The organism is Brevinema andersonii, from assembly GCF_900112165.1.
Lineage (GTDB): Bacteria > Spirochaetota > Brevinematia > Brevinematales > Brevinemataceae > Brevinema > Brevinema andersonii.
This window is the reverse complement of record NZ_FOKY01000001.1, coordinates 405,449-420,939: the sequence shown is the minus strand read 5'-3', so window position 1 is coordinate 420,939 and position 15,491 is coordinate 405,449. Positions and strand designations below refer to the sequence as shown.

Genomic DNA, 15,491 nt, shown 5'->3' with positions numbered 1-15,491 from the left:
CCGATTTTTTGAGAAATTTATTTTTTATTGTTATTTAACAGTATAATGAGAACCCCGACGTGCAAGAGGATTATAATCCTTGCCCCCACCTTCCATAAACTGGCCGAAAAACTCGACAAATTGAAGACGCAGTGCATGCACAAAAGCACCAAAGCCACCTAAAACTAGGTTGAACGTATGCAAGAAAACCAACAACGCAACACCGAAAATACTCAATATAGGATTAATTGCAGAGAGAAAATCAATCATTCCAAACCCAAGTTGATTAAAAACGTTAGAAATGATGCCAGACGACAAACCTAATGCCAAAAGCCGCGCATAAGACAATAAATTACTAAGGTAGCCTGATAGTCCATATAAATCCCATAATCCGGCAAGAGGTCCAATAATTCCCGATACAAAATTTTTCTGAAACCCAACACGTATCGCGTTTACAATAATCAATACAGCACCTATTTTCATTAATAGGAAGAATATTTGTGCTGTACTTTCAGAGACGAGATGCAAACCTGCCATTCCTGCAATCCAAACAAAAACAGCCCATCCGAAGAATCCTGCTAAAAGAATAAGCCAAGACAATTCAGAAAACAAAGCAGTTAATCCATTTCGTTTGAGACTTACAACAAATTTAATAAAATAACCGTACCAAAGCTGCACTGCGCCAATAAGCAAAGAAATAAACAAAACAAACAAAGGTTTATCAAAGAATGCAGAACCATCATTAAACTTAAAGCTGAGATTTTCAAGGAAAGTCACAGGAATGTATTTTGTAAATAGATCTCCAGCATACGAACCGAATAAAACTCCTGCGATTATGGCAGAAAATCCGCTCCATGCAAGCAACGCATAAAAATTAGCTGCATTTTTATTGGCATTATTGCGGAACATCATAATCAGTGAAAAAAGCAGTAATACAACCCCATATAATGCATCACCCATACACATACCGTAATACACAAAGTAAAAAAGCGACAAATGAGGCGTAGGGTCGACAGTTTCGCCGTACATAGGAGTACCATACATAGTAGTGAGCACGGCAAAAGGGCGCGTAAGTCCGTTATTTTTTAGTGAGACAGGTACTTTATCATATTCATCTTCAGAAGGATCAGAAATTGAAATATCAATATTTTTATACATTGAAAGAATTGCTTCAACTTTCGGTAAAGCCTCTTCAGGCACCCATCCTCTGAAAAAGCTTACTGAGTCAGTAGATAAGGCCAAGCCGCCAGCTTTTTTCTTTTGAAGTTCAATCTCCAGTATATCGTGAATAAGTGCTAATTCTTTGATTTTTTCCGAATAAAACTTCCAAGTTTGAAGAGCGTTATTATAACGTTGAACATTGTGCTCAATTTCCGCATTGAGATCTTTGAGAATCTGAGCCGTCTCCCCAGAACGACGCGTTACATTTAAAACATTGAATGGTTTTTCACGAAGCACTGTACTGACCGAATCCCAAGCATCAATAGATGTCAAAACATAGCAAAAAACTTCACGATCGGCGGTCCAAGCAATCAAAACATCCACAAGATCTGTCTCTTCTGCAAGAGAATAACGAAAATCTTCAAATACCGCTTCGGAAATTTGACCGATAGCTCCGCGTAAAAATTCACTTTTCCCTTGAATCGGATCAAAATTATCAACAACACCCGCCCATTGAGCTACTGCATCATGTTCCTGCTTAAGAGCAGCAATAGCAACTTCACTTTCACGGGTCTCACGATCGAGAGCTTTTAATTTTTTCGCCACCTCTTCAAAATTATATTTTGACTGAAGCTTATCTAAAGTCTCTTGCGAAGTTATTTCAAACTCAGGAGCAGCAATATTATATAATTCTTTAATTCTCGTTAATGCACCTGCAATTTCACGGCGTATTTCTTCAAGTCCCATAGTATCAGCTTGAACTACTTTCAAATCAGTCGCCCAAGCATCTTTAGCTTTAGCTTCTTCAACATCTTGATAATCCAAAATATCAATATGTATTGAATCTGTAGCTTGTAACTCATTGAGTAATTCATCTCTGATACTGTCGTCAACAGCCAGAGTCAATTTCTTCATCCTAACGATTGCCATAAGACACCTTCATTTCCGACAAAACAAATGCTATTGCTTCTTTTTCGCCGACATCTGCTTTTTTATCAACGTGCATTAAATCAGTTTTCAGCATTGATAAAATAGTTTCCGCTTGTTCCGTACCTTTTTTGCTGTACTCAACAAGGATTCTGTCTTCCTCTTTTCGGACATAGGTTTTTGTTTCATCCATCAATTTATTGACTTCGTTATGTGCATTACGGATTATCGTTTGACTTTCTTCATCTACAGTTGCTAAAATATTCCGTGCCATTTGTTCGGCATCACGGATCTCGCGGAGTTTTTGTTCATCCATAAAAGTCCTCCTTGCCTGACCTAATTATAAAAATTAATAATTTTTTTCAATATTATAAAATGTTTTTTTTACTTTTGCAAATTTTATTTTTCACAAATTAATTTCCAAATCTTGATTATTTAATCGAAATAATTTATTCTTAATACGGAATATCTTTAACATAAAGGAGAAACTATGAAACATTCTTTCAGTCATCTGCTGTTCGGCGCAGCACTAATGTTGACTTATTTCGGATCAAATGATAAAGTTATTATTCCTGTTTCCAGTATCAGGGTAATCAACACTACTACTGTTCTCACAGGTCCAGCAAAATCTTCGCGCGTCACGCAGATAATTTTTAATTCAGGCACCTCTTCTATAAAAGTCCAAGAGTCACTTGAAGAAATTTACGAAATGATTAACAAATAACTTCCAACCCCACACTTTTTAAAGAAGAAAAATCTTCTTTATGTCTTTATTTTTAAATTCGCCTCGTTTTATTTTTAAAGAGGCATAGAGGTTTTTATGAAACATTTGTTCGTTATTTTTCTCCTGCTCACACCTGCAGGAGTATATGGTTTTACGGGAGTGTTCTTAGGGTGGGAATCTTTCAGCAATCCTGCCGTCCCTCTCGACTCTCAAGCCGATAATTTATCCGTCGGCATCATCGGGTCTACACCGACACGTATCTATTTTTACTACAATCTGCTTGGCAAATTCGTCTTCACACGCGGCGCATCTTCCGGCAACTTAGGCTGGGGTATGGATATGGGTGCAGGAATAGGCTACCGCTTTATGAACGCTGCATACAAAAGATCTGGCTGGGATTTGGGTATGGATCTTTTCGGCTACTTCAACCCTTATTTCCTTAACAGCGAAACTGGTTACACCGATACTGTATTATATTACGGAGTTGGTTTGGGCTTCAACAGCATTTATAAAATTAACCCGCATATTGGTGTAGGCCTCAGGGCTGCACTCAAATATAACATAGGTATTAAGCACCTTTCTTCAAAGCAGTCAGACCAGGGTGGTATCTTGTTCACTATAGGTGCACTGCTGACTTTCTAAGAAAAAAGCCCCAAAATAGGGCATTTTTTATCGAGTTGGTCTAGGTTTTGCAAAGTTTCCAAATCGGAATTTCACACCCGCAACACCAAAGAATTGCGTACCTTGAAGCTCTAAACCAATATTAACCAAAAGCCAGTTAAGAGTCAAAATATTAAAGCCTGTCTGGAAAGCAGCACCATAACGTACCCAACTCCCTTGAAGTGTTTGTCCAAATCCTAGCCCGACATACCAGTCCAGACGATTTGCCATAGTAACATGGAACGTCGGATTAACTGTCAAAGATCCTGTAACCGCAGCACCAAACAAAATACTTGAGTTTACAGTCCCGCCTAACGCCAAGCCAATGCCGTTAGCATCCCATGCTCCAAAAATAATTTCAACCGAAGGGTTGAAAACAAAACCGTTCACACCATAAGTATAATTAGCATTACCACCACCGATACCAATGCCCACTAGCAAATTGCCAACACTATAATTTTGTGCAGCTCGAGCCCTACTTGAAACTCCTAACATTGACACACCTAATGCTAAAAATAAAACAAACCGTTTCATTTCTACCTCCTAATAATTTATAAAATGTGTTTTTCCCCAATCAATTTCAATTTTCTACTACGAGGTAGCGATTTAATCATGCGTTCACGCTTAAGCGCCGCACTGATATCATTGCATGGTTCCGTATAAACAATACGAAGTGGCCGATTAATACGCGTATAACGCGCACCTTTGCCAGTAGCGTGTACAACAAAACGTTTTTGAGGATCCTTTGCTATCCCAGTGTATAAACTGCCATTCTCGCACTCGATCATATAAACAAACCACATGAATAATCTCTTCAAAATATAATAAACTATTATAGAAAAATCAAAAAAAAATGTCAAAAAAAAGCATTAATATATTATATCATAAGTTTTTAAAATTTTTCTTGACATAAAATATTTTACAGTGTATAATTATTATGCTACATTTCTACCGATTTCTGCACTGCTATATAAAAGCCTACACATTCTCGTATTTCGGACGAAATAATCGCCTGTAGCGGTTTGTACGTTTTCGAGGACGAGCATGTGCAAGAAGAGTGTAGTTTAGTTGTAGAGATGTAGCAACGTACATAACCCTACAGGCTTTTTGGGTATGTGCGCTGCAAGGTTAACACTCTTCTTCATAGGTTTCCTTGGGTGTTCATGGGACACCCCGCTGCATGTTTGCAACGGGGTGTTTTTTAATATATTTTAAAATATTTCCTAATATATTTTCCGAAAAATCCGAAACTTATATACGAAGAGGATTTCCAACACAGGAGGGAATATGAGCGATTCACAATTATCACAAGACGAACTCGATGCACTGCTCCAAGGCACACCCATCGAAAGCACTGCAAACAACTCTTTCAGCAATGCCGAAGAACTTGCACTTTCTAAGCTTTGTACGGCTTTGGGATCGGCACGGGCTGCCCAGCTATCCGAATTAACTGGCACCACTGTCACATTGGAACAGGCCACATTTACTACTGGCTCGTCCGCAAAAATTACCGAGGACTTGACAGACCAGATTATTGGTTCGAAAAATTCCTTAAATGGCATTGTTACCGGCGATTGGACGATTTTTGCTCCGTCAGGCACGGTTCTTCAAGTGACTGGCGCCATGATGAATCAGGAAAATACCGAAGTTTCTGAGGAAATTATCGATGCTTTCTCTGAAGTGTTAAATAATGCGTTAGGTTCTGATATACGGATTCTTACGGAGCAGCTTAAAAACGAAATTTCCACGACACCAGGAAAAGCACAATCATACACAAACGGTGAGTCGCTGATCACGGCAATCGGAATATTGGTGCGTCTTTCATTTGTATTTAATATGAATGGAAGAACAATTCCGTTTTACATTGTAACACCCATAAAAACTGCAAAAAACATCACTGATCTGTTACTGCCTAAACCAAACGCTGCACAAAATAATCAACAAAATACCAACAATTCCAACCAAAATGGAACCGTACCACTTCAGGTAGCACAGTTTCAGCAATTTGCGCCTCTCAACAATATTGAGCCACTGGATAACTTAGCTTTGCTTCTAGATGTGCCGATGCGTGTTACTGTAGAATTAGGAAGAACTCGTATGACTATTAAAGATATTTTGAATCTTGGTGCAGGGTCAATCATCGAACTCGAAAAACTTGCCGGTGAACCTGTCGATGTTTTGGTAAATGATAAATTAATCGCGCTAGGTGAAGTTGTTATTATCGACGAAAACTTCTCCGTCCGTGTTACAAAAGTAGTAACACCAATGGAACGTATTTTTGATAGAGAAAACCTGCATGGAAAAGGTGGCGTTTAAAAAACACCTCCCATTTGGTTGGGAGGTGTTTTTTAAGTACCCATTTCAAAGTGTAGCATCTGCTTTTCACGATTTGCAATGCAGGAATCTATATCTCCCGCAAGAATTTTTTCAATAATATCACACGATTCATCAATAATTGGTGCCAAACAATTCAACTCGTCCTTCGAAAAAAAACCTAAGACATGAGACTCCAAACTAACAGAAGGATCAGGACGTCCTATCCCAATTCTGATTCTCGGAAAATTATCTGCCTTCAGAAATTTAATTAACGACTTTATACCATTATGTCCACCTGAAGATCCATACTTACGAACTGAAAGCTTACCCAAATCCAAATTAGCATCATCACAAACGACAATGATATTTTCAGGTTGTATTCTCAAAAAACTGGCCATATAAAGTACTGCTTCCCCACTGAGATTTACAAATGTTTGAGGCTTAAGAATAATAATTTTATCATTATTGAGCTTCATTTTTCCAATGAGCGATTTTTTCTTTTTAATATCAATCGCTATTTTATGGCGTTCGGCCAACCTATCCAACACCAAAAACCCCAAATTATGCCTGGTCTTTTCATACCTGTCACCAGGATTACCAAGTCCTACCACTAATTTCACCTAAGACCTCCTCATGGGACGCGTTCTATTAACTATTTTACTTCGGCAAGTACAGCTCCTTTGTTGGTGCGGACAGCTATACCATCAGCAACCTCTAGATCACGCACAATGACGTATTGTTTTTTTTGGAGCTTCGAAATATCGACAGTAATTTTTTGAGGCATCTTTTCAGGCATCGCCTCAACCAAAACTTTACGCTTGTATGTTAAGAGATTACCACCTTCACGTACGCCGATCGGCACACCGACATATTCAATAGGAATAAAAGTTTGATATTCTCTTCCTTTTTCGACCGCATAAAAATCCACATTCATAAAACGCCGTGATATAGGGTCTATTTTGTAATCTTTGACGATCACTTGATATTCCTTACCATTCAAAACCAATGCAAAAAGCTGATGCCGCTCGTTGACTGCAAACAATTTCTCAAAAGCAACATAATCTACCGATAGATTGATATTTTCCTTAATCGAAGGTCCGTAAAGCACTGAAGGCAAACGAAATGCTGCTCTGAGTTTTGCATTGGCACTCTTGGTGCCCAACGCCCGCGCCTGAGCTTCTAAGCGCGTAGTGGACCATTTTGATCCTGACATATTTTCCTCCTGGGTATCGGTTTGACAACCTACAACCAGCTTCCTAAAATGTAGGAAGAATAGTGTACGGCTTCTACTGAATATTATAACATATTCGATATTGGTTTTCAATATTATTTCTGAAAATATTGTTTTTCATAAAGTTTTTGCAAAACACGCCGATTTTATAACGCAGAACAAATTAAAATACCCATTGGAGGTTTTTATGACGCACAATTCGGACCATACGCTTATGATGTTTGCTACTGTTTTGAAAGAAATAAAAAATCTCATGCATGGTCTTCTCGAATCAGAAGATAACAAGTACGACGCACTGCGCAGTATTGATATATACAAGCTCATCAAGAGCAATGAAATTCAAGAAGAATTATTATCTTCCTTTGAGATTTTGGAGAAAGTACGCCAAGACCATGTCGAAACATTATCATTGATGCTTGGTTTTGATGCATCACTATCGTTGTCTGAGTTTGCTGCAAAAATTCCGCAGCCTCAGGCAGATATTTTATTGTCAGAATCAGAACAAATACGCATATTGGCAGAACGTATCAGTATTGCCACAGAACGTAACAGCTATATTCTCAACAATAATGCCGAAATTATTGCACAGATTCTTGAAATTGCAGGCGGAAATTTAGGCCAACATTACGATCGTTACGGTTCTGCTGCTGCGGAAACTCCTATACCTTTGTATGTGTTAGACCAAACTATATAAGATAGAAACCAGCAAAAAGTAAGAGGTTTGTTGGTTAGATTCTCAAGGAGTTTTGAGGAGGAGAAAAGATATGATTTCATCATTTTTAGGTTTGGAAATGGGCAAAGGAGCACTGCAGACATCGCAGAAAGGCCTCCAAACTGTCGGGCATAATCTTAATAATCTCAATACGGAAGGCTTTTCACGACAACGGGTTACACAAAAGACAATGCCGGCTTTATTTCCCCCCGGGATCAACAAACCTACCATTCCCGGGCAACTAGGCACTGGAGTTACGGTAGAGGAAGTAATCCGGATCCGTGACGTTTATCTAGACGACAGAATTATTTTCGAAAACGGCGGTTTAGGCTTCTGGAAGCAGAAAAAAACTATGCTTCACCAAATGGAAATGCTGCTGAACGAACCTGGCACATCTAACATACGGACAGATCTTGAAGAATTTTGGGAAGCATGGCAGACAGTTGCAGAAATGCCAGCCGACGACGCAGGTCGAATTCATTTGCTAGAACGGGCAAAGACTTTGAATCAAAGTTTCAAGGCTCAGTATCAGGCACTGAAGGACATGCAGGTTCAAACGAATGTTTTGGTCGAACAAAAAATTACTCGGTTAAACAACATTACTGAAACACTTGCAGAACTTAATAAACAAATTCAAAAACAAGAACTTTTAGGTGACAACCCAAATGATCTTTACGACAAACGTGATAAACTGATCGATGAATTATCGAAGTTTGCAGATATTCGACTTGAGCGGGACAATCCTAAAGAATTTATCGTATATATCGGTGCAGAGAAATTGGTTCAAGGGGAGCATGCCGCCCGTGTACAAGCTTTTTCTGATCCTGAAAATCATGGTTTTGTAACAGCGCGCTGGCAACAGACCGGAGAAAATATCAATTTAGGTCCGGGCGAAATTTCCGGACTAGTTGAAGTTCGAGATAAAGACATAGACACAATGTTGACAAGGCTTAACGGACTTTCATTCGGGATTGCCGATGCTGTGAACTCAGTCCATCGTGATGGTTTTAGTCTCGACGGCACTACCGATAATAACTTTTTTAAAGAAATTGCCCTCGCAAAAAATGCTGAAGGTTCAATCGACCTAAATGAAGATGGCACCCTTGATAGTACAGCATTGTTTCGTATTACGGGTTCAGAAAAGCTGACAAATGACACAGTTTTAGCAGCAAATGGTGTACTAAATTTTGGACCTAACAGACCAGGAGGTCGTGATATAACAGTCACTTATAGTGCAACAGATACTGTTGAAAAAGTAATTGAACGCATTAATCGTTCAAATGCCGAAGTAACAGCTTATTTGGATTTTGCGGGAAGGCTTTCCTTTAAGGCGCAGGAATCTTCAGACAAGAATCATATTAATTTTGCATTGAGGCATATTGAAGATTCCGGAGATTTTTTAACAGGTATTGCGGGGGTTCTTGCCAATTCTGGTCAAGACGCCGCATTCGACTGGCAAAGTCCCGATGCAATTACAATGCTTAGAACACCACGCAATTTGATTTCTCTTACGCCGGAAGAAAATGCCGCAGGTTGGATGGCATTAGATGATTCCGTCAACAACAGGCCAGAAGGCATTGCTGCAGCTCAAGGTTTCGACACAATAGGAGATGGTAACCCTGATCAACTGACAGGTTTCAATGACAACAGAAACGCACTTGCAGTGGCGAACCTTCGTTATCAGACGATCATGACCGGCAATGCTGAAACTTTTGCTGACTACTTCCAGCAAACCGTATCATTATCAGGCACGCTCAGCGAACAAGCGATCAGATCCCACGAAAAAACCGATGCTTTGACGGCATCGCTTTTGGGACTGCGGAGCAAAGTTTCTGGCGTTAACGTTGATGAAGAAATGACCAAGATGATCACCTTACAACATGCTTACAACGCTGCAGCACGTTTGGTTTCTACTACTGACAGGTTGCTAGACATCATCATCAACCGCATGGGCGCGTAATAAAGGAGGCACATTATGATAGGACGAGTAACACAAGGTTTTATGAAGGATGATTTTCTTCAAAACCTGAAAAACAATAACGAAAACTTACAACGGACACAGCGTAAGTTGAACAGCGGCATGAAAATCCTACTTCCCAGTGATGATCCCGCAAACACAATTAATTATATGAAATGGACAGGAAAAACGCAGGATTTGAACAAATACAACGAAATTATTGGAGCCTATAAAAACAAATTAAATTTTGTAGACGGGCATTTGGATTCGGTAACGCAGAGCTTACAGCGCATACGAGAACTGACAGTTCAGGCTGCAAATGGAATTTATACTAAGGAAGACCGAATTGTTATAGCAGGAGAAGTCGATCAGCTGATCCGGCAAATTGTTTCGACAGGCAACGCAGAATATAAAGGCATGCCGGTTTTCGGGGGCACGTCGACGAACTTACAGCCCTACCGCATTACAGAAAATTTCGAAGAAAACATGAATATGCCGTTTGTGAGTCGTATTGACTATTTTGGCAATGCACAAGAACGTGTTATGGACATAGGACGAAATGATAGAATTACCTCAGTGATGCCAGGCACGAATATTTTTGAAACAACAAAAACAATTATTCAAGGGACACGTGATATTTCTGGATATGTTGCAACGCAGGATGCAAAAATCATGATTGAAGGCACAGAAATTAATATTCTGACAGGCGATAATTTGGAAACGATTGCACAAAAAATCAACGACTCTGATTTGACAGTTAGAGCTTCTATTCAAACGCAAGCTGACGGTTCGGCGCGGTTTCGACTGGAAGCTATTTCCGCACGTGAACCTTGGCTTCAAGACACTGCGGGAGGTACAGTTTTTCAAGATTTGGGAATTTTGAATCCCAGTTCCGAAGCACCACGTAACTACGCCACAGCAGCAACCATCCAACGAAATACTATTTTTAATACGCTGATACGGATGCGTGATCAATTGATGAATGATGATGTTTATCGGATCGGCGGAGAATCTTTAGGGCTGCTTGATCAAAGTATTTCGAATATTCTACGTTATCGCACCTATACAGGGGCTGTTGCAGAGCGTTTAGAAAAAACGTTTGCACGCAATGAGACAGAAGCGTTATATTTGAAAGATTCCGCAGCAAATGCAACAGGCACTGACTATGCTAAGACGATTACCGAACTTAAAATGGCAGAGTTCGCACACCAAACGGCATTGAATGTAGGAGCAAAGATCATTCCGACAACGCTGCTCGACTTTTTAAGATAAAATCTCGATAAAAATCTGGAGGAATATTTGTGGAAACCATAAAAACACGCGATTTCGGCGAAGTTACAGTTTCGAAAGACAGTCTTATCACGTTCAAGAAGCCTATTTTCGGCTTTGAAGACTTGAAAGAATTTTATCTGCTGCAGCTGGAAGAACCAAGCTCTTTCTATCTGCTGCAAAGTAAAGAAGAATACAACATATCGTTTATTCTGACGGAACCGCGACAGTTTATCAGCGACTATGTTCTGGACATAGACGATAACGATGCCGGGCTTTTGGAGTTTACGGATCATAGCGATTTGATCGATTTTGCGATTGTCACAATTCCAGAAAATATCGAGGAAATGACCATGAATATCCTTGGACCTGTTGTGATCAATACAAAAAATCGCTTCGGCATTCAAAGCATTTCCAACTGCACGCATTATGGCACCAAATGCCGTTTATTTTTGCCACAAGCTGTTGCTGTAGAAACCCGGTAGCAAGGAGGCGGTGTGCTTGTTTTATCAAGAAAAGAAAATGAATCGATCGTGATCAACGATGAAATAGAAATTAAAATTGTCCATATTAAGCCAGACCAGGTAAAAATCGGAATTATTGCTCCGAAAGAAGTCAAAATATACCGCAGAGAGATTTTCGATGCTATTCTGAAAGAAAATCAGGAAGCCCAGCAACCACGATCAATTGGTGCTTTGAAGGATTTTTTTTCGCAAAAAAATAAAAAAAAGAATTGAGCATAAAAGTAGACATTATTCAGAAAATTTATTAAGATATATAAATAATGCGGAACAATTATAAAATTGAGGTGTATTGGTATGAAAAAACTTACTATAACATATCTATGCTTGATTCTTTTCGGAGCTGTGAGCTGCGCACGCGGAGCAAAACCCACAGATCTTGCAGTTCAAGCAATGGAAAGAGCTCGGGCTGCTGAAGCTCCCACTTACGCGCCGGATGAATTTGGAACAGCGGAAAACCTTTATAGAGCTATGCGCTTGGCTATGGAAAACGGTCAAGACAAAGAAGCTAACAAATTAGCTGAAGAAGTGATTGATGCAGCTAACGAAGCAGCAAGAAAAGCGCGTGAAAACAAAGCAAAACAACAAATCACGCGTTTAGAGCAGCTGCTGGATCAAGCACAACAGTTAGGTTTGGATAAAAGCGATCCGGATACCTACAATCAAGCTAATCAAGCACTTATTGATGCTAACGGATTCCTTAATAATAATGATTTCGAAAAAGCAATCCAAGCTGCAGAATCTGGAATTCAAATCTTAGAGACAGTACTTAGCGGACAAGCAGCTACAGCGCTTGCTAATTTAAATCGAGCAAGAGAATTGCACGAGCGTGCACTTAAAGCAACTGATTTAAAAGATTCTCAGCCTATGATTGACGAAGCCTCAAACTATATTGAAATGTCTGCAGAAGCATATAATAATGGCGATTATAATAGTAGTTTAGAATATTCAAATAAAGCTATTGACATTTTACAAGATGCATTATCAAGATATCCCAATACCTCATCAATTAAACTTAAAGTAAATGATGATGATCTTCAACTGCAAGCATATAATCTTATCAGACTTTTAGGGAAAACTATTGATTCTTTAAAGAGTCAAGGGTATACAAATGATGTTTATCCTAATGCAACATCAACTCCTAAAAAACAATTTACTCCTAAAAATCGTAGCATAAGTATTTCAAATATTACTAACTCTTCCCAAATACAAAATAATGAAGAATCTGAAATATTAATTCTTTTTGAAGAAGAGAAAATAACACCGGACGATTATGAAGAAGAATATCAAGTGATCGATATGATAGGATTAAACTTTCACAAAACTGAATTAAAAGCACAAAGTTTTAATTACAAAGACCCTGATATTATTACTATTCAATTGATAGAAAATTACTACAGTAATGCACAGTCATCATATAAAGATGGTAACTATATCAATGCTACAGATTTAGCACGGGAAGGACTAAGATTATCTGAATTATATCTTTCTGGTCAAACACTTACAATGCATCGGGTAATTAAAGGTGATACTTTATGGGATATTTCTGGAAAAATTTACAAAAATCGGCGCTATTGGCTCTGGCCGAACATTTGGCGTGCAAATAAATTAATTATTAAAGATCCAGACTTAATCTATCCAGGACAAAACTTCCGTATTCCACCAGCACCTCAAAATATTAGATAAAAATTTATACGGAAAGCATAATGCTTTCCGTATTTTTAAGGTCACTCATGATTTTGGAAAAAATTAGGATGGTTGATTTTCGCTCTTTTCAAGAAATAACAGTTGATTCGTTCGGACATATTAATTGCTTAATAGGCGAAAACGGCACGGGAAAAACAAATTTCCTAGAAGGTATTTATCTCTTGTCTTCAAATCGAGGATTTCGTACTAATGATAGGCACAAATTAACAAGACATAACTCTGAAGGATTTTATATAGGTGGTACATTTAATAACGAAAAAATTGAGCGTATTATCAGTGAAAAAAAGAAAAAACTCCTATGTAATGGAACATCAATCACTGCAAATGAGCTGCGCACATACAATCCTATTGTTACTTTTTCTCCGAATGATATTTTTCTCAGTTGTGGCTCATCAGAGATTCGGAGAAAATTTTTTGATTCTGCTATTGCACTTTTAGACAGCAATTATAATATTCACTTGCTGCATTATGAGCGGGCATTGCGCCAACGAAACAGCTCTTTGAAAAAAGATCCTCAAAACTGCGGTATCTGGAATTCTCAGCTTGTTACCCATGGTGCAAAATTAATTGAAAAAAGAATTAACTTTGCACGAAAACTTGCAGAAAAAGTAAAGAACTTATATGAAGAATTCACCGAAGGAGAAGCAAAATTAACATATTTTAACAATTTTTCAGTATCTGGAAGTTGGGAAATGTCTTTAGAAAAAGCATTAGAATCATCAAAATTTCAAGATTTAAAGCTAAAACACACTTCTAAAGGGCCTCATCGTGATGAAATTTCAATCTTAATCGATAAGCTACCTGCAGCAGAATCAGGGTCTCAAGGTCAAAATCGAGCATTAGCTTTTGTTTTGAAAATCGGCGCCGTTCAAATTATCGAAGAAACCCTTAAAAGAAAACCAATTTTGCTGTTAGATGATGTTCTACTAGAAGTCGACCTGAAAAAACGAAAATCTATTTTTAATGCTCTTCACCGCTCTGAATTGCAATTATTCCTCACAGGCACAGACAAAGATTTTTTCAATTTTATCGAACACGAAACACAATTCTATTCATTTCATAAAGATAGCATACGGATACTTTCAAACAAAGGAATAGAGTAAAAAGAACCGGCCCAGCATGTATAAGGAACCAATCGTACCATTTGGGAATCATCGAGAATACCCAAATACACTGCAGCCATATTGTCAAGCTTTTCATAGAGCTGGATGCCCCCTGAAATTTTACGGCCAGGAGTTTCAAAATCGAATACACGAATTTCAGACCATAAATGCCTATATTCAGCTAATACGTCTGCAATATCCTGAAATTCTTTATTATCCATCACAGAAACATATAGAATAACATCTTTCCATTGAAGCCATTCATCTAAAGTACGGCACAAATTCAAAAAAGACTGCCCATTATGGGCCGTATCTGCAAGAACAGGACCATCAAACAGCTGCATACGATAAGGGATCGATTGTACAGCTGTTTTATTGACACTGTCTTGGCTTAAGGAACCTAAAACATGTTCTACAGCGGCCACAGCCAAACAAAAATTATACACATTCGCATAAGACAAACGTTTAAGAAAAATTTTAGGGAATTGAGCAACCTTGTTTCCTGATTTAACATAGAGATCAAAAAAACAACCATTTTTCGAAACTTCAAAATTTTCCAGAGAAACGGCATCATGAAAAAAAATTAATTTTCCTTTATTTTCGTCCTCAAAAATTTTACGGACTTCATGACTTTGATCTGCACTAAATGTTAAAATGCCAGGTTTCATAATGCCTGCTTTATCATAAGCTATTTTTTGAATAGTATCGCCTAAAAAATCACGATGCTCCATAGAAATATGGCCAATCAAAGCACATTCTGGAACACAGAAATTAGTAGGATCAAAACGGCCTCCAATACCAACTTCCAAAACAACATACTCAAGATTTCGGCTACTAAAATAAACCAAAGCCAAAAAAAGACATGCTTCAAAAAAATGAAGCTCATATTGACGAAACAAAGGAAGATATTTATTGACTAGATTGATAAAATCTTGCTCAGAAATCAGTCCATCATTATCTTCAAAGCGCTCACGAATAGAGAAGATATGAGGTGATGTAAATAAACCAACTTTATGTCTCTCTGCTGTAAGCAATTGAAAAATTGTTCGCGAAAGAGAACCCTTCCCTTTAGAACCGGTAACATGAAAAAATTTAAATTGATTCGGATCAAAACCTTGATTTTGTAAAAGTTCAGCAACACGACGTGGGTACACAGATAAATCAACATTTCTATTAGAAACTCCAAGATTCATAATTGCTTGTGCAGATTCTTTAAAATTCATT

The 15,491-nt window shown here is 38.3% G+C and carries 17 protein-coding genes; 10 read left to right on the top strand and 7 right to left on the bottom strand.

Translation table 11 applies throughout. The annotated features are described in order from the left end of the window. Positions 1 to 30: 30 nt before the first annotated feature. Entirely contained in the window at positions 31 to 2,070 is a 2,040-nt protein-coding gene (locus BM018_RS02105) for a V-type ATP synthase subunit I (protein WP_092317969.1), read from the bottom strand. Then, positions 2,057 to 2,383 carry a hypothetical protein gene (locus tag BM018_RS02100; RefSeq protein WP_092317967.1) on the bottom strand — a complete coding sequence of 109 codons (327 nt, stop codon included), beginning with the start codon at positions 2,381 to 2,383 and terminating at the stop codon, positions 2,057 to 2,059. The genes BM018_RS02105 and BM018_RS02100 overlap by 14 nt, the downstream gene beginning before the upstream one ends. A 174-nt stretch (positions 2,384 to 2,557) precedes the next feature. Here BM018_RS02100 and BM018_RS02095 point away from each other — a divergent pair, with 174 nt between their 5' ends. Further along, positions 2,558 to 2,791, top strand: coding sequence for a hypothetical protein (locus BM018_RS02095; RefSeq protein ID WP_092317964.1), 234 nt, complete (start codon positions 2,558 to 2,560; stop codon positions 2,789 to 2,791). 96 nt (positions 2,792 to 2,887) lie between these two features. Then, positions 2,888 to 3,433: a hypothetical protein gene (locus BM018_RS02090; protein ID WP_092317961.1), complete on the top strand. Its 546-nt coding sequence runs from the start codon at positions 2,888 to 2,890 to the stop codon at positions 3,431 to 3,433. A gap of 27 nt (positions 3,434 to 3,460) precedes the next feature. Here the strand turns inward: BM018_RS02090 and BM018_RS02085 are convergent, their stop codons facing one another. After that, positions 3,461 to 3,985 carry a hypothetical protein gene (locus BM018_RS02085; RefSeq protein WP_092317958.1) on the bottom strand — a complete coding sequence of 175 codons (525 nt, stop codon included), beginning with the start codon at positions 3,983 to 3,985 and terminating at the stop codon, positions 3,461 to 3,463. Positions 3,986 to 4,002: 17 nt separating this feature from the next. Beyond that, positions 4,003 to 4,254 (bottom strand): GIY-YIG nuclease family protein, encoded by a 252-nt coding sequence (locus BM018_RS02080; protein ID WP_092317955.1) that lies wholly within the window; start codon positions 4,252 to 4,254, stop codon positions 4,003 to 4,005. 484 nt (positions 4,255 to 4,738) lie between these two features. On the opposite strand from BM018_RS02080, the gene fliN reads away from it, so the two are divergent. Then, positions 4,739 to 5,767, top strand: a complete 1,029-nt coding sequence (fliN, locus tag BM018_RS02075; RefSeq protein WP_092317952.1) for a flagellar motor switch protein FliN — start codon at positions 4,739 to 4,741, stop codon at positions 5,765 to 5,767. A 32-nt stretch (positions 5,768 to 5,799) separates the two neighbouring features. Here fliN and pth read toward each other — a convergent pair whose 3' ends face one another. Next, a complete protein-coding gene (pth, locus tag BM018_RS02070) occupies positions 5,800 to 6,387 on the bottom strand; it encodes an aminoacyl-tRNA hydrolase (RefSeq protein ID WP_092317949.1) in 588 nt (195 codons plus the stop codon). 32 nt (positions 6,388 to 6,419) lie between these two features. Next, the gene (locus BM018_RS02065) at positions 6,420 to 6,980 is read right to left on the bottom strand and encodes a 50S ribosomal protein L25 (protein WP_092317946.1); all 561 of its coding nucleotides are present in this window, start codon (positions 6,978 to 6,980) and stop codon (positions 6,420 to 6,422) included. 205 nt (positions 6,981 to 7,185) lie between these two features. On the opposite strand from BM018_RS02065, the gene flgN reads away from it, so the two are divergent. The 7 genes from flgN to recF all read left to right on the top strand — a co-directional run bounded on the left by flgN (position 7,186) and on the right by recF (position 14,267). Continuing rightward, a complete protein-coding gene (flgN, locus tag BM018_RS02060) occupies positions 7,186 to 7,692 on the top strand; it encodes a flagellar export chaperone FlgN (RefSeq protein ID WP_092317943.1) in 507 nt (168 codons plus the stop codon). Positions 7,693 to 7,762: 70 nt separating this feature from the next. Beyond that, positions 7,763 to 9,670 carry a flagellar hook-associated protein FlgK gene (flgK, locus tag BM018_RS02055; RefSeq protein WP_092317940.1) on the top strand — a complete coding sequence of 636 codons (1,908 nt, stop codon included), beginning with the start codon at positions 7,763 to 7,765 and terminating at the stop codon, positions 9,668 to 9,670. Positions 9,671 to 9,685: 15 nt separating this feature from the next. Then, on the top strand, positions 9,686 to 10,939 hold the full coding sequence (locus BM018_RS02050; RefSeq protein WP_092317937.1) for a flagellar hook-associated protein 3: 1,254 nt from the start codon (positions 9,686 to 9,688) through the stop codon (positions 10,937 to 10,939). A gap of 29 nt (positions 10,940 to 10,968) precedes the next feature. Next, positions 10,969 to 11,421 carry a flagellar assembly protein FliW gene (fliW, locus tag BM018_RS02045; RefSeq protein WP_159428133.1) on the top strand — a complete coding sequence of 151 codons (453 nt, stop codon included), beginning with the start codon at positions 10,969 to 10,971 and terminating at the stop codon, positions 11,419 to 11,421. A gap of 12 nt (positions 11,422 to 11,433) precedes the next feature. After that, positions 11,434 to 11,673, top strand: a complete 240-nt coding sequence (gene csrA, locus BM018_RS02040) for a carbon storage regulator CsrA (RefSeq protein WP_092317931.1) — start codon at positions 11,434 to 11,436, stop codon at positions 11,671 to 11,673. Between the two features lie 81 nt (positions 11,674 to 11,754). Further along, on the top strand, positions 11,755 to 13,143 hold the full coding sequence (locus BM018_RS02035; protein ID WP_092317928.1) for a LysM peptidoglycan-binding domain-containing protein: 1,389 nt from the start codon (positions 11,755 to 11,757) through the stop codon (positions 13,141 to 13,143). Positions 13,144 to 13,163: 20 nt separating this feature from the next. Further along, on the top strand, positions 13,164 to 14,267 hold the full coding sequence (gene recF / locus BM018_RS02030) for a DNA replication/repair protein RecF (RefSeq protein WP_092317925.1): 1,104 nt from the start codon (positions 13,164 to 13,166) through the stop codon (positions 14,265 to 14,267). Here the strand turns inward: recF and BM018_RS02025 are convergent. Beyond that, positions 14,222 to 15,490, bottom strand: a complete 1,269-nt coding sequence (locus BM018_RS02025; RefSeq protein WP_092317922.1) for a bifunctional folylpolyglutamate synthase/dihydrofolate synthase — start codon at positions 15,488 to 15,490, stop codon at positions 14,222 to 14,224. The genes recF and BM018_RS02025 overlap by 46 nt on opposite strands. Position 15,491 lies beyond the last annotated feature (1 nt).